We start from the raw sequence: 17,348 nt of genomic DNA, 5'->3' as shown, positions 1-17,348 counted from the left end.
CGCTGGGCTCCGCCCATGCCACCGAAGCCGACGGAAGCCCTTCGAAGCTGAGACGCGTTCATCGTCTGTGGAACGGCTCGTGGCCGTTCCGAGCCCGGCACGCAGGCCTTGCACGAGTGTGCTCGGCCGTCGGCATGACGTCGCACATCGGCCGAGCCCGGCCTCCGTCGCGCAGCGGCGGAAGACGCGCCACCGGTGGTCCGGGCCGGCTCCGCTACTCGGTATGAGAACGGGCGACGGCCCGCTCGAAGCGGTCGCGCGCCTGGATGACATCTTCCGTCGCGGCCTGAGGCCAGCCCAACCGGTTGCGAATCTCGGCCTTCAGCCCGGTGCCGGGCCGTTCGCCGACCGCCGCCCGTGCCCGGGCGTGGCATTCCGCCGCCACCGCCGAGTTGCCCAGGAACTCCTCAACGGTGGCGCGTCTGCCGAGGGCAGCGGCGTACAGCGGGATGTCCCCCACCCGCTCGGCGAGTCCGGCAGCCCTGCTCAGCGTGTCGGCGGCCTCCGCGTGCCGCCCACGGTCGAGTTGGAGCGTGCCCAGGCGGAAGAGCGTCTTGCTCAGGATCCTTGGTCTGCCGATCCTCTCGGCGAGGCTGACCGACGCCTCGTAGCACTCCTGCGCCTTGTCATGCTCTCCCACTTGATGGTGGATGGCGCCGACGTTGGCCGCGTACATCATCGTGAGCCAGTCGTCCGCCGCACCCTGGGCAAGGTCCGCGGACTCGGCCAGGAGCGCGGCGGCCTCGGCCGGTTCGCCTGCCGCGTTGGTGAAGATACCGAGAGAACCTAGGGCCCAGGCCTGTTCGCTCACCTCGCCGGTTCGGCGACTGATCTCAAGGGCGTCACTGAGCCAGCGCCGCGCCTGCTCATAGTGGCCCTGCAGCCCGTACGCGATGCCCATGCAGGTGCGCAGGCCGGAGACCATCCGCTGGTCGGTGGCCTGCTCCGCGAGCGGCAGCACGATCTCAAGGGCGGCTCGGCACTCGTGGTACCGGCCTTGCCGGGTGAGGTAGTCGCACAGTCCGTGGGCGAGCCGGCCGGCGTCGTCCACGTGGCCGAGGGCCGCCGCGAGGCCGACCACCTCGACCAGTTCGGCGCCCACCGCGTCCAGCCAGGCCGACGCCTCCTCCCCGTCGGCGAAGGGCGCGGTGTCCGCCCGCGGGCCGGTCGGGAAGGCGGATGGACCCCAGTCGCTGGCGCGGCGGGCGGCGACCACGTAGAGCCGGAACACTCCAGTTCGGGCCACCGCGACGTCCGCCGGGTACGCGGCGGCGACGCGTCGGGCGTAGACCGCGACCAGGTCGTGCAGACGGTAGCGGCCCGTGACAGCCTGCTGGACGAGACTTGCCTCGACCAGGCCCTCCAGGGCACGCTCGGCGTCGGACTGCGAGAGGTCGAGCATCGCGGCCAGTGTCAGCCGGTCGAACTCCACGGTCGGCGAGAGGCCCAACACGCGGAACGCCCGACGCTCCGTCTCCGGAAGCTGATCGTAGGAGACTCGGAAAGCGACCTCCACGCTGCGGCCCTCGACCGCGAGCTCACCCAGCCGGTGCTCGTCGTCCGCCAGCCGGGCCGCCATGCGCTCCAACGCCCATGCCGGACGGCTCTGCATCCGAGCCCCGACGATACGCAGCGCCAGCGGCAGGCGGTCACAGAGGCGGGCCAGCTCGCGCAGCGCCGCACGTTCCGGCTCGGAGCCCGGACCACCGACGACGCGGGTCAGCAGGGCCACCGCCTCGTCGATGTCCAGCGGCGCCAGCGAGACCCTTCGGTCCGCGTCGAGCCCGGACAGTCGCTGGCGGCTGGTCACCAGTACGAGGCTGCCGGGACCAGCGGGCAGCAGAAGGCGCACTTGCTCCGCAGCGGATGCGTCATCCACCACCAGGATCAGCCGCAGGACGGCGGTCGCCGATCGCCATGACGCTGCCAGGCCGTCCAGGTTCTCCGGTGAGCCGTCGTCACCTTCACCCATCTCACCGACTGCCCGCAACAATCGGCGCAGCACGTGCTCCGGGACCGCTGCTTCCCGCCCCTCGCGGTGACCACGCAGGTCCACGAACAGGCAGCCGTCCGGATAGCGGTCCCGCAGGGCACGCGCGGCCCGTACCACCAGTGCGGTCTTGCCGACGCCGGCCATGCCGTCCACCGCCCGGACTGTCACCGCTTGCTCGTCGGCCGGCGCCATGAGCACATCCAGCTCGTGATCCCGACCGGTGAAACCGCCCACGTCGACCGGCAGTTCATTGCGAACGCGTCGGCGTGACTCGCCGGGGCGAGCGGCTGCGGACTGCGGGTTGCTGGATCGGCCTGCCCGTGGCGACGCGCCGATGAGCAACGCTTCATCAGCTCGCAGCACCGCCTCGTGCACCCGCCGCAGTTCACTCCCTGGTTCCGCTCCCTGCTCCTTCACCAGCCGGCCGCGCACCTGGGCGAAGACGGACAAGGCATCGGCCTGCCGGTTGGCGGCATACAGAGCGCGCATCAACAGGGCGGCCAGGGACTCGTTGTGCGGGTGTGTCTCCGACAGGGCGAACAGTTCTCCGACGACCTCGGCATGGCGGCCCAGCCGCAGCTGGCACTCCACCTTCTCCTGCACGCACGCGAGCCTGTGTTCCGACAGCCGTAGACGCTCTCCCTCGGCGAATGGCCCGGGAATCGCAGCCAAGGGCTCGCCGTGGAACAACTCCAAAGCAGTCGACCACGCGCTCGCCGCGGCGGCAAGGTCACCGGAATCCCGCGCGGCCTGCGCCTCGGCGACGATCTCGCTCAGTCGAGCCACATCCGTGGACACGCTGCGCGGGTCGAATCGGTAGCCACCCCGGTCGGTCAGGATCACGGAGCCGGAAGGGCTTCCGCCCTCAGAGTCCAGACGTCTGCGCAGCTGGTGCACATAGACTGGAATCACCTTGGGACCGGTGCTCGGTGGCTCCGAACCCCATACTCCGTCGAGCAGTTGCTGGCGGCTGACGGTCGTACCCGGCCGCAGCAGCAGCGCCGTGAGCAGAGCCTGCCCGCGAACCGGACCAAGGTCCAGCTGCACGTCGCCACGCCAAGCCCGAAGTGGCCCCAGCACCGCAAACCGGAGCTGGGTGGCGCCCGTTGACGACTCCCCCATCGCTGGCACGATGGGAGTATAGGCTTCCGCCCTCGTGCCTTCGAGGCCATGGGCTGCAAGTGGACAGCCGGGCTGTCCGGAGGCAGCCCGGTCACTGCTGCGCCGCGATCACCAGGCCACGCATTCATCTGGCTCGACGCCTGATCGGCAAACCCTGTCTAGTCCGCCTTCTTCTTCCGGCCCTTCTCCAGTCGAACTTCCTCGGTGTTCGCCTTCGGGGCCTTGTCGGATCCCTTGTCGGAGGGGTCCGTGCGCTTGTTGCCGCCGCCCAAGGCCGAGGCGGACGTTCCCTCGACCTCACTGCTCGCTGTACCGGGTGCGGTGGAGTGTGACGGGGCGGGCGTGGTGGCTTGAGTGCCTGTCCCTGCGCCTGTGCCTGTGTCGGTGGCCGGCTGCCGGCTCGGGGTGGCGGGGCCGGAGGCTTCGTCGCGGCCGGGGTCGGCAAGCCGAGCGCCGCTGGGAGCGGACTTGCCCGAGGTGCCGGTCTCCGCGGAAGGGCTGCTCACCGCCCGCGTCGCCTCGTCGCCGTTTCCGTGGGAGGGGTATTCGGCTACGGCGAGAGTGGCGGCCACGGCAGCCGCGAGTGCCGCTGCCGTACCGGCGACCAGGTGGCGTCCGCGTGCGGGTGCCGCCTGCGGCGCGGCAGTGGCGGCGGCGGGCGACGCGTGCGTATCCGTGAGGTCGGCCCGCTGACTTGCCTGCCGGGGTACCAGGCCTGTTGCCCCGGCCGTGGAGGGGAGGGGCTGGGGGCTGATCGTGTCGGCCAGGGCGTCAAGGGTCCGAGCGCAGTCCTCTGCGGAGGGCCGGACCTGCGCGTCCAGGGCGGTCATCTCCCGCAGCAGGGAGGCGTATTCCTCGGGCAGGGAGTCGGGCAGTTCGGGCTGGCGGTGGAGCCGCGCGATGGCGGCCTCCAGAGGAGCACCCTCGTACTCGAGTCGGCTCGTGACGCATTCGAGGAGCACCAGCCCGAGGGAGTAGACATCGGCGGACGGGCCGACGGGCCCTCCCAGCACCTGCTCGGGAGACAGGTAGGCGGCGGTGCCGACGATGGTCCCGGTCGAGGTGCGGGTGGTGGAGTCCAGTGCCCGGGATATGCCGAAGTCGGTGAGGTGGGGGCGGCCGGACGCGTCCAGGATGATGTTCGAGGGTTTCACGTCGCGGTGGACGATGCCCTCCCCGTGCGCGTGGGTCAGAGCGCGGGCCAGGCCGGCTCCGAGGGCGGCGGCCTCCCCCGGCGCCAGCGGGCCCGCGGCGATGCGCGCCTTCAGCGTGGGGCCGTCGATCAGTTCCATCACCAGATAGGGACGGCCCTCGTGGCGGCCGGCGTCGTAGACGGTGACCAGGCCCGGGTGTCGCAACCGGGCGAGGATCATCGTCTCGTTGTGGAAGCCGTCCTCCGCGTCGGCACCGGCGCCGTCGCGGAAGACTTTGACGGCCACCGGTCGCTTCAGCCGCAGGTCGAAGCCCCGGTGGACGTCGCCGGTTCCGCCCGAGCCGATGACCTCGTCGAGGCGATACCGCCCGCCCAGCACCTGCGCGACACACCTGAACGGTGTCAGAACCGACTGGCGGAGCCTCATGTCATCTCCCACTGCTCTCCATGTGCTGCCACAGACACGCCTGCGAGGAGGCGCCGCACACACGTGTTCCCGGAGATGTAGGAGTACCCCCGCATCGCGATTCATGTCCCGGGCGGGACGGGTATGTCAGCCGGTCGAACAGACGGCGCCGTTGAGGCGGAAGGCCGTCGGGTCCGGATTGGGGCCGTCGTTGGTGCCGACGAATCCGAAGGAGGCCGTCGACGCGCCGTCCGGAGCCAGCGGGCCCGCGTTCTCGGGAGCGGTCACGCGTACGTGCCGGCCGGTCTGGTGGAAGGTGGCGTTCCAGCCGGAGGACACCGACTGGCGGTCGGTCGGCCAGTCCCAGTCCACGGTCCAGCCGCTGATCGGGGTGGCGGAGAGGTTGCGTACGGTGATCGTGGCCACGAAGCCGTTGCCCCAGCTCGTGTCCCGGTGGTACGTCACCGCGCAGACGGCGTCCGACGGGGTGCCGGTGGTGAAGGTCAGCGGAGCGGACGGGGCGGAGAGCCGTCCCGAGGCGTCGGCCGCCAGGACGTTCACCGTGTGGGTGCTGCCCGGAGGCAGGTTGCGCAGGGTCACGGACGTGCCGGTGGTCTCGCCGACCAGGCGGGTGTGGGCACCGTCGCGCTCCTGGACCAGATAGCGGGTGGCGCCCTGTGCGCCTGCCCAGGACAGTCGTGCGGTGGTGTCGGTGACCGCCTCCAGCTTCGGGGTGCCGGGGGTCTGGGCGGCCGAGGCCCCGGGCCCGGTGCCGGGCTGCGGGGTGAGGGTGACGGTGAGCATCGCGTACGGCGGCACGGTGACCCGTGAGGCGGACGCCTCCCCTCCGGTGGTCCCGGTGGCCCCGGTGACCTCGGTGATGTCGCTGTCGCCGGGCGCGTAGCGGCTGACCTCGGGTGTGCCCGCGGACGGGGTGAAGCCCGCGTACTCGAGGTCCACGGTGCGTGCGGCGTCCGGGTTCTTGTTGATGAGCAGGACGCTCAGACGCCCGTCGCGACGGTGCACGGCATGTGCGGAAACGTCCTGCGCGGAGGACGCGGCGGCGACCATGGTGTCGCCCGCGGTGCCCAGTTCGCTGGTCATCTTCATGCCGTAGTAGGGATGGAACGGCGTGTTCGGCGCCGGTTCGCAGACGTCGCCGGTGCAGGCGCCGCTGGAGAGCATTCCCATGTCGCCGTAGTCGGTCTCGCCGTCGACGACGGTGATCTGGCCCGCGCCGTTGTGGGTGTTCCACCAGTCGACGTTGAACACGCCGTTCTCCAGCGCCGTCATGAACGCGTCGGCGGCGAACAGGCCGTTGGGGCGTGCGGTCAGCCGGGCGCCGCCCGTGTTGGTGTTGATCTCGGTGAGGGCGATGCCGATACGCGGCGAGTCGGCACCCGCGTACCGGTCGATCTGGTTCCGCACCTCCCGCAGCTCGCCGGGCAGTCTGGCCAGACGGGTCATGGCACCCTGCGCGGTGGTGTCGGAGCCGCCCGCGTACCAGTGGACGCTCACGAAGTCGATGACGTCGGTGACCTGGGAGAGCACGGTGTGGTTCCAGTCGCCGGCGTCGCCCGCGCCGACGACGCCGTCCGGCCAGTGGCCCGGAGTGGTGAGGACCGCGCCGATCTTGATGGTCGGGTCGACGGCCTTCATGGCGGAGGCGTAGGCGCGGACCTGGCGGGCGTACTCCCGCGGGCTCTTGTCCTCGTGCTCGTCGTGCTCCCAGCCGCTGCCGTAGTGGCCGTTGCCGTAGATCTCGTTGCCTATCTCCCAGTACTTCGCGCCGTAGTTCTTGGTGACGTTGGCGTAGCGGACCCAGCCGGCCGCCTCCGCGGGCGTTCCCGAACCGTAGTTGGCGATCAGGATCGGCTGCGCTCCGGTGGCGCGTACGGTGCCCATGAACGCGTCGAAGCCGGTGCCCGGGGCGACGTAGCCGCCGGGTGCCGTGTGCGTCTCCCAGTGGTAGATGTCCGCGTACGAGCCGCCGGGATAGCGCATCGCCCCGACATCGGCCGCCTTCATCAGTGTGGCGACCTCGGGATCGTTCATGTGCGAGTCCCAGATGGCGGCGTTGACACCGCGGGCGACGTCGGAGAGCCGGCCCAGTCCCGCCTGCGTGTTGATCCGGACGGCGGCGTCCGCGACGGTGTCCGCTGCGGGGGCCGCCCGCGGCGCGGCGGACGCGGGACCCGTGGCGGCCAGCGGGGACAGCAGGGCGAGCGCCGTGGCCAGGACGGCCGCGACGCGCGCCGGCGGGCGAAGGCGGGTGCCGGGCGGGCGCTGCACGGGCGGCGGGGGTGGCAGGGCTGGCAGGGGCAGGGGTGGCATACGGGGTCCTCCCTGAGGGCTTCCGGCGCCACGGCGGACGGCGGGTGCCGGACCCTGCCGACGGGCGGGCGCACTGCCGGCGCGGCAGCGGGACGTTCGACGCCGGCGGCACGGAAGCGGTGCGGGTACGGGTGCGGGTGCGGATGTGGTGCGGTGTGGTGCGGCGAGTCCGTTCGGGGCCGTGCGGGCTGCGGGTGCGCTCAGAACCGTGCGGGATGCGGTGCGATGCGGTGCGTGCGCTCAGGGCCGTGCGGGATGCGGTGCGAGCTGAGGTGCGTGCGCTCAGGGGCGGTGCGTGCATGCGGCGAGCGTGTGCGGGGTGCCGGTGCTCGGGCGCGACCGAGAACAGACCCGACCCGACGCGATGCGACGCGACGCGAACGAGCGCGTGTGTACGCCGTACGTGGTGCGTACGTGCGGATCTGCGGCCGAACCCTTTGGGAGCGCTCCCATGATGAGGACGGTATGACGCCCTGTCAACTCATTCGCCAGTTACGGCCCGGGCCTGGTGTGGCGGAGGGGAATGCCGCTACCGTCGCGGGCAGCGCATCGCAGGGCGGGACTCGTCGGCCCGGACCGGCCGCTTCCACTCGGCCGGTACGACATGATCCGTTCGACTCGGTTGCCCGGCCCGGCCGTTACGGCTCGGCGGGTCTCCGCACCGCGTTTCTCCGCCCGCGGCCGCTCCTGCCCGGTGAGGCCGGCGGAGTCGCGGTCCGATCGCGCTGTGATCCAAGGAAGCGCAACCGCCGTGCAAGCGTCCTCGCTCCTGGAGCCGACATGTTACGACGCCACTGGACCTGTCCCCTTGTGCTCGTCTTCCTGCTGACCCTGCTCGCCCCGCTGCCCGCCGCCACCGCGCGGCCCCTCACGCGGGCGGCGGACCCGACGTCCACGGTGCCGCTGCCCTCGCTCAGCGCCACCACCACGCAGGTGGCGTTCGGGCTGCGCCGGCCCACCGCGGTCGTCGCCCCCGACGACGGCACCGGCCGCCTGTTCATCACCGAGAAGCCCGGCACCGTCCGCGTCTACCACCCGGACACCGGTCTCGCCCGCACCCCGATCATCGACATCACCTCGGCCATCGACGAATCGGGCAACGAGCGCGGCCTGCTCGGCATCGCCGTGCCGCCCGACTTCGCCGAGAGCCAGGACGTCTACCTGGCGTACACCGCACTGCCCGACGGAGCGGTCACCCTCGCCCGGTACCGGCTCGACGAGTCCCGGCTGGAACCGCTGCTGTCCCAGCCGCACGCCGAGTTCAGCAACCACAACGGTGGTCAGCTCGCCTTCGGCCCGGACGGCAGGCTGTACTGGAGCATCGGCGACGGCGGCGGCTCAGCGGACCCGCTGCGTGCCGGGCAGCGGCTGGACACCCTGCTGGGCAAGATCCTCCGCATCGACGTCAGCCGCACCTGCGGCACGCTCGCGTACTGCGTCCCGGCGGACAACCCGTTCGTCGGTACCGCGGGCGCCCGCCCGGAGATCTGGCTGTACGGACTGCGCAACCCGTGGCGGTTCTCCTTCGACAGCGCCGACGGCTCGATGTGGATCGGTGACGTCGGCCAGGGCCGCTGGGAGGAGATCGACCACCTCGCGCCCGGTCGGGGCGGTGCGAACCTGGGCTGGTCCTGCTACGAAGGCCTGGAGAAGTTCGAGGGCGGCACCTGCCCGCCCGGCGAGGAGTACACCGAGCCGGTCTTCACCTACTCCCCCTACACCGGCGGCTGTTCGGTCATCGGCGGTCACGTCTACCGGGGCGCGAAGTACGCCGATCTGCTGGGCGGCACCTACATCGCCACCGACTACTGCTCGTCCACGGTGTGGGCGCTCCGCCCCGACGGCAGGGGTGGCTACGAGCAGGCCGAGATCGGGGAGATGCCGACCCAGGTGACGTCGATCGGCACGACCGCGGAAGGCGAGTTCTACGTGGTGAACGACCTGCCCGGCGGGCTGCACCGGGTGTCGTTCGCGCAGGAGGAGCCGACCTGCCGCGTCGACCGGACCGTGCGGTCCTGGGGCACCGGTACGACGGTCGACCTCACCGTCACCAACACCGGCGGCACCGCGGTGAGCGGCTGGACCCTCGAATTCCCGCTGGCCCTCGGCCAGACCGTCGTCTCCGACTGGAACACGGACCTCACCCAGCTAAGCAACACCATCACGGCCACCAACGCCCCGCACAACGCCGCCATCGCACCCGACGCGAGTGTCACGCTCGGGTACCTGGCCAACCACACCGGCGACGCCTCGCCGCCTCCACGGTTCACACTGAACGGCGATGCCTGCGCGATCGGCCGCTGACGTAGGCCAGGACGGTCCGGTCCGGTCCGGTCAAGGGGATGGGTGGTCCCGGACGCCGGACCCTCCGGCCTCGCGCGCTGCTGCGTCCCTCAGCGCGCGAGCGTCCCCTCAACGCGCGAGGCGGGCGTTCAGCGCGCAAGGCGGGCGTTCAGCGCGCAAGGCGGGCGTTCAGCGCGCAAGGCGGGCGTTCAGCGCGCAAGGCGGGCGTTCAGGCGGGCGGCCTGTCTTGTCAGGTGGTCGCGTTCCGCGAGGTTGGGGGCCTTGTGGGCTGCCTCGGCGTACAGCTGGGCCGCTGTCGTGAGGTCGCCGTCGCGTTCGTGGAGGTGGGCCGCTACCGCGGCGTGGCGGGGCAGGGAGTCGTCCAGGGCCGCGAGCGCCGCCAGGCCCGCGCGCGGTCCGTCGGCCTCGCCGACGGCGACTGCGCGGTTGAGCCGGACGACCGGGCTGTCGGTGAGGCGTACGAGTTCGTCGTACCACTCGACGATCTGCACCCAGTCGGTCTCCGCGGCGGAGGGCGCGTCGGCGTGCAGGGCGGCGATGGCGGCCTGGGCCTGGAACTCGCCGAGCCGGTCACGGGCGAGGGCTGCCTGGAGGATGCCGATGCCCTCCGCGATCGACTCGGTGTCCCATCGGCCGCGGTCCTGCTCGGCGAGCGGTACCAGGCTGCCGTCGGGAGCGGTTCGGGCGGGCCGCCGGGCGAGGTGCAGCAGCATGAGGGCGAGCAGCCCGGCCACTTCGGGGTGGTCGATCGCGGCGGCGAGCTGCCGGGTGAGCCGGACGGCCTCGGCGGCGAGGTCGACGTCGCCGGAGTAGCCCTCGTTGAAGACCAGGTAGAGGACGCGCAGCACGGTGGCGACGTCTCCGGGCTGGTCGAACCGGACGCCGGAGACGGTGCGCTTGGCGCGGCTGATCCGCTGCGCCATGGTCGCCTCGGGCACCAGGTAGGCCTGGGCGATCTGGCGGGTGGTGAGCCCGCCGACGGCGCGCAGGGTGAGCGCGACCGCGGACGACGGTGTCAGCGACGGATGGGCGCACAGGAAGTAGAGCCGGAGCGTGTCGTCCACCGCGGGCGCGGGCCCGGGCGCCGGCTCCTCCTCGACGAGTTCCTCGCGCCGGCGGCGGGCGGCGTCCGCGCGGTTGGCGTCGAGGTAGCGGCGCCATGACACGGTGACCAGCCAGCCCTTCGCGTCCCGGATGGGGTCTCCCGTGCCCGTGCCGGGCCGAGAGGCCGGGGATGGGCCGGACGGCCGGACGCGGATCGCCTCGACCAGCGCGTCCTGGACGGCGTCCTCGGCCGCCGCGAAGTCGGCTCCGCGGCGGACGAGGATTCCGATCACGCTCGGGATGAGGCTCCTCAGCCGCGCCTCGTCCATCGATGAACTCACTCCGTGATGGTGGGCGGCGCGGTCAGGAACGGGCGCAGCTCCAGCCACTCGTGGATCGGCTTCCCGCCCGCCCCGGGAGCGGCCGACAGTTCCCCGGCCAGTTCGACGGCGCGCTCGTGGCTGTCGACGTCGATCACCATCCACCCGGCGATGAGGTCCTTGGTCTCGGCGAACGGGCCGTCGGTGACGGGCGGGCGGCCCTCGCCGTCGTAGCGGACCCACGACCCTTCGGGGGCGAGCGCCTGCTCGCCGATGAACTCGCCGGTCTCCCGGAGCCGGTCCGCGAAGTCCGCCATGTACTGAATGTGCGCCGAGATCTCCTGCGGCGTCCACTTGTCCATGGGCACGTCGTTGATCGCGGCGGGCGCGCCCCGGTAGTGCTTGAGAAGCAGGTACTTGGCCATGGTGGTTCTCCTCGCTGCTCTGCGACCCATTCTGGTCGCGTTCATACCGAGGACGGAGCCGGTCCCGGATTCTCGACATCGCCGGCCAAGATTCTTTTCGGAGTGCCGTACGGCGGTGAACACGTGCTCCGCGCGGTGCTCGCCGGCCGCGTACCCGCCCTCCCCGGCTCCTGGATCATGCCGATATGCTGCGCCGACGTCTCCGCCCACGGCAGCCGCAAGCGCTTCGGTGACGTCGGAGGGGTGGAGCGGTGATGACGGTGATCAGGTACGCGCGGGTGCTCGGCGGTGCCGCCGCTCTCCTCGCGAGCTTGTCCGCGTGTGCCGACGCGAGGCCTTGTGCCGGAGTCGGCACGGTGTCGGGCGTCAGTGTGTACTTCGTCCAGGACGGCTACGACCGGCTCCCGGGTGCTTCCTGGAAGCTGTGCACGCGCGGCGAGTGCGTCGAGGGCGAGGTACGGCAGGAGTCGGTCACGAAGGCGGAGATCCGTCTGCCGGACGACGTCGACCCGGACGCCGCCCCGGTCCGCTTCAGCGTGACCCGCAACGGCGCCGCCACCGCCTTCATCGACGACTCCGTCGAGCTGAAGCTCCGCCCTCAGAGCGACGGCTGCGGCGGCGGCTCCCACACCGCGGCGCTCGCCTTCACCAAGGAGACGGGGCTGAGACCGGACGTTCCCGAGAAGGTCTCGAAGGCCTGGTTCCACCAGGTCAGAGCGCTCGCCACGGCCACGGCCACGGCCACGCCCTGACCCCCGCGCCATCGGCCCGGACGCACCCGCCGCCATCGGCCCGGACACTCCCGCCGATATCGGCCCGGACGCACCCGTCGGCGCGTGCCCGGCGGATCAGACGACGGTGAGCACGATCTTTCCGGTGGTACGGCCCCGCTCGCCGATCTCGTGCGCCTTCGCCGCCTCGGCGAGCGGCAGGACCGTCTCGACCACCGGCTTCAGCTCGCCCCGCTCCACCAGGGCGGCGATCTCGCGCAGGCCGAGGTGGTCCGGCTCGACGAGGACCCACACCGCCCGTACCTCCGCCGGCGCGGCGGGGACGTCGCCGGGGCCGGGCAGAGTGATCAGTCGGCCGCCCGGGCGCAGGACCTTCAGGGAACGCTCGGCCGTGTCGCCGCCGAGCCCGTCCAGTACGACGTCGATGTCGGAGACGGTGTCCTCGAAGCGGACGGCGCGGTAGTCGACCACCTCGTCGGCGCCGAGGTCCCGCACCAGGTCGTGCTTGGCGGCGCTGGCGGTGCCGATGACGTAGGCGCCGCGGGCCTTGGCGATCTGCACGGCGAAGTGGCCGACTCCGCCGGCCGCCGCGTGCACCAGCACCCGCTCTCCGGGGCGCACGTCCGCCGTGTCCACCAGCGCCTGCCAGGCGGTCAGCGCGGCCAGCGGCAGCGCCGCCGCCTCCGTGTGCGTCAGGTTCGCCGGCTTCGGCGCGAGGTGCCGGGCCGGCGCCACCACGTACTCGGCGTAGCCGCCCGCCTGGCGCGGGAACAGCGGCATCCCGAAGACCTCGTCACCGGCGCGGAAGACCCCGACGCCGGGTCCGACGGCCTCGACCGTGCCGGACACGTCCCAGCCGACGGCCGGCAGGGCGCCCCACTCGATGAGCGCCCCGCTCGCCCGGGTCTTCCAGTCGACCGGGTTCACTCCGGCCGCGTGCACCCGCACCAGGACCTCGTTCAGTCCCGGCTCCGGCCGCTCGACCTCACGCTCGACCAGGGTCTCGGGTCCGCCCCACCGCTCCACGACCACCGCACGCATTCCGTCTGCCTCGTTTCCGTCTCGATCGGCTCGCGGCCGGGGACTCCCGGCGCGACGCAGTCCACGATCCGGCACCTCGACCGGTCATGGTGTTGGCCGTTCGGTCACCATGTGCCAGGATCTGGCCATGAGCGAGTTGCGGCAGCCATTCCAGGACGAGCGGCACCGGGCGACGCATGACGCGCCTCGACGCCACAAGATCGCGGTACTGGCGCTGCCCGGGGTCCCGCCCTTCGAGCTGGGCATCCCGTCCCGCGTCTTCGGCAGCGTCGCGGACGCCGAGGGACGCCCGCTCTACGAGGTCACCGTCTGCACCTCCGACGGCGCCCCCGTGCTCAGCGACGCCGGCTTCACGCTCCAGCCCGCGGCCGGCCCCGAGGCCCTGGCCGCCGCGGACACCGTGATCATCCCGCCCACGCACGCCATGCCCGAGCTGGGTCGCGGCGGCCCGCTGCCCCCGGAGGTCACCGCGGCCGTCGCCGCCATCCGGCCCGGCACCCGGCTGGTGTCCATCTGCTCCGGCTCGTACGTGCTCGCCGCGGCGGGGCTGCTCGACGGCCGGCCCGCCACCACCCACTGGAATCTGGCCCCGGAGTTCCGCAGCGCCTATCCGACGGTCAAGGTCGACGAGGAAGTCCTCTTCGTGGACGACGGCGATGTGCTCACCTCGGCCGGCGTGGCCGCCGGCGTCGACCTGTGCCTGCACATGATCCGCCGGGACCACGGCGCGGCCGCCGCCAACCGTGCCGCCCGGATGTGCGTCGTACCGCCCTGGCGGGACGGCGGACAGGCCCAGTACATCGACCGCCCCGTCCCCGAGCCCACCGTCGCCACCACCACCGCCACCCGCGCCTGGGCCCTGGAGCACCTGGGCGAGCCGCTGCCCCTCGCCCGGCTCGCCGAGCACGCCCGGATGAGTCTGCGCTCCTTCACGCGCCGCTTCCGCGACGAGGTCGGCATGACGCCCGTGGAATGGCTCACCGCCCAGCGCCTGGAACTGGCCAAGCAGCTGCTGGAGACGACCGATCTGCCGATCGACCTGGTCGCCCACCGGGCCGGCTTCGGCTCCGCGAACTCGCTGCGCGCGCACATGCGGACGGCCTTCGGCATCTCACCGGCCGCCTACCGCCGCACCTTCAGCACCCACGAGCCCGGCGGCGCGCTCGACACGGTCGCCGCACCGCATCCGGCGAGCCGCTTTCCGGCGAACGCCAGGTAGAGCGATCGGGCTGAAGCGATCGAGCCAGAGCGATCGGGTCAGAGCGATCGGGCCGAAACGATCGAGCCGAAGCGATCAGGCTCATCGGGTCGGAGCGATCAGGTAGGCGACGTCCAGAACGAGGGTGGTGGGCCATGGCCGGATGGGTCGTCCGATTCGACGGCGGTCGGCCGGAGGGCCGTGACTGCGCGCACACCGAGACGCCCGATCCGGCGCCCGTGACGCGCGGTGACGTGTGTGAGCGCTGCGCGGCGCGCGGTCTGCGCTGGGTCCATCTGCGGCAGTGCCTGACCTGCGGTCACGTGGGCTGCTGCGACAGTTCGCGCGGCGGTCACGCCACCGCTCACCACGCGTCCACCGGGCACCCCGTGATGCGTTCGGTGGAGCCCGGCGAGGACTGGGCCTGGTGTTACGTCGACGAGGTGTACCTGCGGCCGCGTACGGACTGACGGCGGGCGGACTGGCAGCGCGAACCGGCGGCGTGCACAGTGCTGACGCCGTCGGTCCGTACGCCGTTGTTCCGTTCCGGCTCGGCGACGGAATGACGGCCCGTCCGCCCACCGCCGCCGCCTGCGCCGCCGCGGTCCGCAAGGAATGCGACTGGCTGCCCCGCCTGGCCCCCTCCCTGCCGACGGCCGTTCCGACCGTCCTGGCGAAGGCGCCCCGGGCGAGGGGTATCGCCACCCTTGGTCCGTGCACCGCTGGCCGCCCGGCCGGACCGCTCCCCCGAACGCATCGCCGACTCGGCCCTGCGCCACCCGCGTCGCCGAGTTCATCCGGGCCTCGCAGTGCTGCGACACCACCGGTGGGCCCCTCGCGGGAGCGCATAGCTTCTACCGCGGCGCGTCACCCGCCCACCACGACGCGGAGGCGCGCCGCTGCGTCGCCGCGCTGAGCGGCCGTATCGACACCGCGCCGGCCGTCGATGTGTGGGAGGCGGCGCCGGCCGCGGAGCGGCACGGGAAGCCGGTGTGGTCCACGGCGACATCAGCGGCAACAACCTGCTCGTCGACGGCGGCACGCTGTCGGCCGTCGTCGACGGCTGGGCCCTGTGGAAGTCCGCGGTGACCGTGACCGAGGGCTCCGATCCCCGGGACGAACGAGTCGCCACTCACCTCCGGGTGATCGACTCGGTTCTCGCCGATCACGTGCGCTTCGCAAGGCCCGGCGGTACCGGCCCGTCGGTTACTCGTCGGCGGTGATTCCCTTGAGGATGAGGTCGATTCCGGCGAGGAACTCCGCTCGGTCGTCGTGTCGGCGCATCTGTCCGGCGACGCTTCGGGCGAACTCGTAGCGGTCGGGATCGAGTCCTTCCCACGCGGTCGCCACAGCATCCAGGAATTCGACCCGGTCCGTGTCCGGTGCGACCGCCAGGGAGTTGGCGGCGTTCTGACCCGCCACTCCCAGGATGTAGTTGAACAGCGCGGACGCCGCGGTGAACCGGGCGGCTTCGGGCACCCGCAGCGCCTGGACCTGGCGTCCGATGCGTTCGAAGACCTGGAGCATCGGCGGCTGCCATGACGTGCGGGTGAGCTGGGTGCCGACCCACGGGTGGGCGTCGATCGTGTCGAACACGCCGACCGCGAGCCTGCGGATCGCTTCCTGCGGTGTCGTGTCGCCGTCGTCGCCGGCGATGGCGGGGGCGACGACGGCCTCGGCGGCGGCGACCAGCAGTTCGGCCTTGCCCGTGACATGCCAGTAGATCGCCCCGGGACCGGTCGCCAGCCGCTCGGCCAGTACACGAAACGTGAGACCGCTCTCACCCACCGTGTCGAGGAGTTCGACGGCGGCACTGACGATGCGCTCCCGCGAGAGCGGTTCCTGCCGTCGTTCCGGTCGACGTGCCCTGGTTGCCATGCCCTCCATCGTAGACGGCCTGGAACGCCGTTCCAGCTTGACAGCAGATGGAACGGTGTTCCAGTGTGGAATCTCTGGAACGGCGTTCCAGAGGTCGGGCCCCGCGGTCGCCCATCCGCCCGGCGGCCGCCTGCAGGGTCCGGACGGAATCAGGAAGGAACCCACCATGACGACCACCACCACTCCCCTCGCGATCGTCGGCGCGGGGCTCGGCGGGCTGACGCTCGCCCGCGTCCTGCACGTCAACGGCATACCGGCGACGGTCTACGAAGCGGAGGCATCGCCGACCGCCCGTACCCAAGGCGGCATGCTCGACATCCACGACCACAACGGCCAGCTCGCGCTCAAGGACGCCGGCCTGTTCGACCAGTTCACCGACCTCATCCACGAGGGCGGCGAAGCGGTCCGCGTGCTCGACAAGCACGGAACCGTGCTCTTCGACCGCCCCGACGACGGCAGCGGCCGCCGGCCCGAGGTGCTCCGCGGCCGGCTGCGGCAGCTCCTGCTCGACTCACTGCCCGCCGGCACCGTCGAGTGGGGCCGAAAGGTCACCGCGGCCCGCTCCCTGGGCGACGGCCGGCACGAGCTCACCTTCGCCGACGGCTCCACGATCACCACCGGCCTCCTGGTCGGCGCGGACGGCGCGTGGTCACGCGTCCGCCCCCTGCTGTCCCAGGCGAAGCCCGAGTACGTCGGCACGGTGTTCATCGAGACGTACCTCTACGACAGCGACGAGCGCCACCCCGCCAGTGCGCAGGCGGTCGGCGGAGGCTCCATGTTCGCGCTCGCACCAGGCAAGGGCATCTGCACCCACCGGGAACCGGACGGCGTGCTGCACACCTACGTCCAGCTCAACAAGCCCCGCGAGTGGATCGACGGCATCGACTTCACCGACGCCGGTACGGCCGTGGCCCGCGTCGCCGAGGAGTTCGACGGCTGGGCGCCGCAGCTCACGGCACTCCTCACCGCCGGTGAAACCGCGCCGGCCGTCCGGATCCTCCACACCCTGCCGATGGAGCACCGGTGGGACCGCGTCCCGGGCGTCACCCTGCTCGGCGACGCCGCCCATCTGATGACACCCTCCGGCGAAGGCGCCAACCTCGCCATGCTCGACGGCGCGGAACTCGGCAAGGCCATCGCCGCCCACCCCGACGACATCGAGGCCGCCCTCACCGCCTACGAGACCGCGCTCTTCCCCCGCAGCGCCGAAGCCGCAGTCGACGCCGCGCACCTCCTCCCGCTCTACCTCAACGACGAGGCCCCGCACAGCCTCATCGACATGTTCACCGAGGCCGAGCAGAGCCAGGAGCGGAGCCAGGAGCCGAGCGAGGGCCGGGCGCGGGACACGTCGTCGCACCGCTCATGATTCCGGCAGGTGCTGTGGGGCGGGTCGAGGACG

Annotated in this window: 14 protein-coding genes; 7 read left to right on the top strand and 7 right to left on the bottom strand. The window is 72.1% G+C overall.

Features of this window, described 5'->3' with window-relative positions:
- Window positions 1-214 precede the first annotated feature (214 nt).
- The 3 genes from ABT232_RS25070 to ABT232_RS25060 form a co-directional block, all read right to left on the bottom strand.
- Complete coding sequence (locus tag ABT232_RS25070) at window positions 215-3,040, bottom strand: AfsR/SARP family transcriptional regulator (protein WP_351843602.1); 2,826 nt, start codon at window positions 3,038-3,040, stop codon at window positions 215-217.
- A 233-nt stretch (window positions 3,041-3,273) separates the two neighbouring features.
- Window positions 3,274-4,695, bottom strand: a complete 1,422-nt coding sequence (locus ABT232_RS25065) for a serine/threonine-protein kinase (RefSeq protein ID WP_351843600.1) — start codon at window positions 4,693-4,695, stop codon at window positions 3,274-3,276.
- Between the two features lie 126 nt (window positions 4,696-4,821).
- Window positions 4,822-7,008, bottom strand: coding sequence for a cellulose binding domain-containing protein (locus tag ABT232_RS25060; RefSeq protein ID WP_351843598.1), 2,187 nt, complete (start codon window positions 7,006-7,008; stop codon window positions 4,822-4,824).
- A gap of 780 nt (window positions 7,009-7,788) precedes the next feature.
- Here ABT232_RS25060 and ABT232_RS25055 point away from each other — a divergent pair.
- Window positions 7,789-9,312 carry a PQQ-dependent sugar dehydrogenase gene (locus ABT232_RS25055; protein ID WP_351843595.1) on the top strand — a complete coding sequence of 508 codons (1,524 nt, stop codon included), beginning with the start codon at window positions 7,789-7,791 and terminating at the stop codon, window positions 9,310-9,312.
- A 188-nt stretch (window positions 9,313-9,500) separates the two neighbouring features.
- On the opposite strand, the gene ABT232_RS25050 is transcribed toward ABT232_RS25055, so the two are convergent.
- Together ABT232_RS25050 and ABT232_RS25045 are read right to left on the bottom strand one after the other, a co-directional pair.
- Window positions 9,501-10,685, bottom strand: coding sequence for an RNA polymerase sigma factor (locus ABT232_RS25050; protein ID WP_351843660.1), 1,185 nt, complete (start codon window positions 10,683-10,685; stop codon window positions 9,501-9,503).
- A gap of 8 nt (window positions 10,686-10,693) precedes the next feature.
- On the bottom strand, window positions 10,694-11,101 hold the full coding sequence (locus ABT232_RS25045; protein WP_351843593.1) for a YciI family protein: 408 nt from the start codon (window positions 11,099-11,101) through the stop codon (window positions 10,694-10,696).
- A 123-nt stretch (window positions 11,102-11,224) separates the two neighbouring features.
- Here ABT232_RS25045 and ABT232_RS25040 point away from each other — a divergent pair, with 123 nt between their 5' ends.
- Entirely contained in the window at window positions 11,225-11,356 is a 132-nt protein-coding gene (locus ABT232_RS25040; RefSeq protein ID WP_351843591.1) for a hypothetical protein, read from the top strand.
- The gene (locus tag ABT232_RS25035) at window positions 11,356-11,853 is read left to right on the top strand and encodes a hypothetical protein (protein ID WP_351843589.1); all 498 of its coding nucleotides are present in this window, start codon (window positions 11,356-11,358) and stop codon (window positions 11,851-11,853) included. The genes ABT232_RS25040 and ABT232_RS25035 overlap by 1 nt, the downstream gene beginning before the upstream one ends.
- 96 nt (window positions 11,854-11,949) lie before the next feature.
- Here ABT232_RS25035 and ABT232_RS25030 read toward each other — a convergent pair whose 3' ends face one another.
- Window positions 11,950-12,873, bottom strand: coding sequence for an NADP-dependent oxidoreductase (locus ABT232_RS25030; RefSeq protein ID WP_351843586.1), 924 nt, complete (start codon window positions 12,871-12,873; stop codon window positions 11,950-11,952).
- 127 nt (window positions 12,874-13,000) lie between these two features.
- Between ABT232_RS25030 and ABT232_RS25025 the strand changes: the two genes are divergently transcribed.
- The 3 genes from ABT232_RS25025 to ABT232_RS25015 all read left to right on the top strand — a co-directional run bounded on the left by ABT232_RS25025 (window position 13,001) and on the right by ABT232_RS25015 (window position 15,294).
- Window positions 13,001-14,092, top strand: a complete 1,092-nt coding sequence (locus tag ABT232_RS25025) for a GlxA family transcriptional regulator (protein ID WP_351843584.1) — start codon at window positions 13,001-13,003, stop codon at window positions 14,090-14,092.
- Window positions 14,093-14,226: 134 nt separating this feature from the next.
- Window positions 14,227-14,541, top strand: coding sequence for a UBP-type zinc finger domain-containing protein (locus ABT232_RS25020; protein WP_351843582.1), 315 nt, complete (start codon window positions 14,227-14,229; stop codon window positions 14,539-14,541).
- Between the two features lie 522 nt (window positions 14,542-15,063).
- Entirely contained in the window at window positions 15,064-15,294 is a 231-nt protein-coding gene (locus tag ABT232_RS25015; protein WP_351843579.1) for a hypothetical protein, read from the top strand.
- Here ABT232_RS25015 and ABT232_RS25010 read toward each other — a convergent pair.
- The gene (locus ABT232_RS25010) at window positions 15,278-15,949 is read right to left on the bottom strand and encodes a TetR/AcrR family transcriptional regulator (protein WP_351843576.1); all 672 of its coding nucleotides are present in this window, start codon (window positions 15,947-15,949) and stop codon (window positions 15,278-15,280) included. The genes ABT232_RS25015 and ABT232_RS25010 overlap by 17 nt on opposite strands.
- A gap of 166 nt (window positions 15,950-16,115) precedes the next feature.
- Here ABT232_RS25010 and ABT232_RS25005 point away from each other — a divergent pair, with 166 nt between their 5' ends.
- Window positions 16,116-17,315, top strand: coding sequence for an FAD-dependent oxidoreductase (locus tag ABT232_RS25005; protein WP_351843574.1), 1,200 nt, complete (start codon window positions 16,116-16,118; stop codon window positions 17,313-17,315).
- Window positions 17,316-17,348: the final 33 nt, after the last annotated feature.

It is taken from the genome of Streptomyces sp. NPDC001532, from assembly GCF_040298625.1.
Taxonomy (GTDB): Bacteria; Actinomycetota; Actinomycetes; order Streptomycetales; family Streptomycetaceae; genus Streptomyces.
Note: the sequence above shows the minus strand (reverse complement) of the source record. Positions and strands in the feature narration are given on the sequence as shown.

Coding starts and splice junctions, on each gene's coding strand:
- ABT232_RS25055 (WP_351843595.1), top strand. CDS start 7,789: ATGTTACGACGCCACTGGACCTGTCCCCTTGTGCTCGTCTTCCTGCTG.
- ABT232_RS25005 (WP_351843574.1), top strand. CDS start 16,116: ATGACGACCACCACCACTCCCCTCGCGATCGTCGGCGCGGGGCTCGGC.
- ABT232_RS25030 (WP_351843586.1), bottom strand. CDS start 12,873: ATGCGTGCGGTGGTCGTGGAGCGGTGGGGCGGACCCGAGACCCTGGTC.
- ABT232_RS25020 (WP_351843582.1), top strand. CDS start 14,227: ATGGCCGGATGGGTCGTCCGATTCGACGGCGGTCGGCCGGAGGGCCGT.
- ABT232_RS25025 (WP_351843584.1), top strand. CDS start 13,001: ATGAGCGAGTTGCGGCAGCCATTCCAGGACGAGCGGCACCGGGCGACG.
- ABT232_RS25010 (WP_351843576.1), bottom strand. CDS start 15,949: ATGGCAACCAGGGCACGTCGACCGGAACGACGGCAGGAACCGCTCTCG.
- ABT232_RS25060 (WP_351843598.1), bottom strand. CDS start 7,008: ATGCCACCCCTGCCCCTGCCAGCCCTGCCACCCCCGCCGCCCGTGCAG.
- ABT232_RS25035 (WP_351843589.1), top strand. CDS start 11,356: ATGACGGTGATCAGGTACGCGCGGGTGCTCGGCGGTGCCGCCGCTCTC.
- ABT232_RS25045 (WP_351843593.1), bottom strand. CDS start 11,101: ATGGCCAAGTACCTGCTTCTCAAGCACTACCGGGGCGCGCCCGCCGCG.
- ABT232_RS25050 (WP_351843660.1), bottom strand. CDS start 10,685: ATGGACGAGGCGCGGCTGAGGAGCCTCATCCCGAGCGTGATCGGAATC.
- ABT232_RS25065 (WP_351843600.1), bottom strand. CDS start 4,695: ATGAGGCTCCGCCAGTCGGTTCTGACACCGTTCAGGTGTGTCGCGCAG.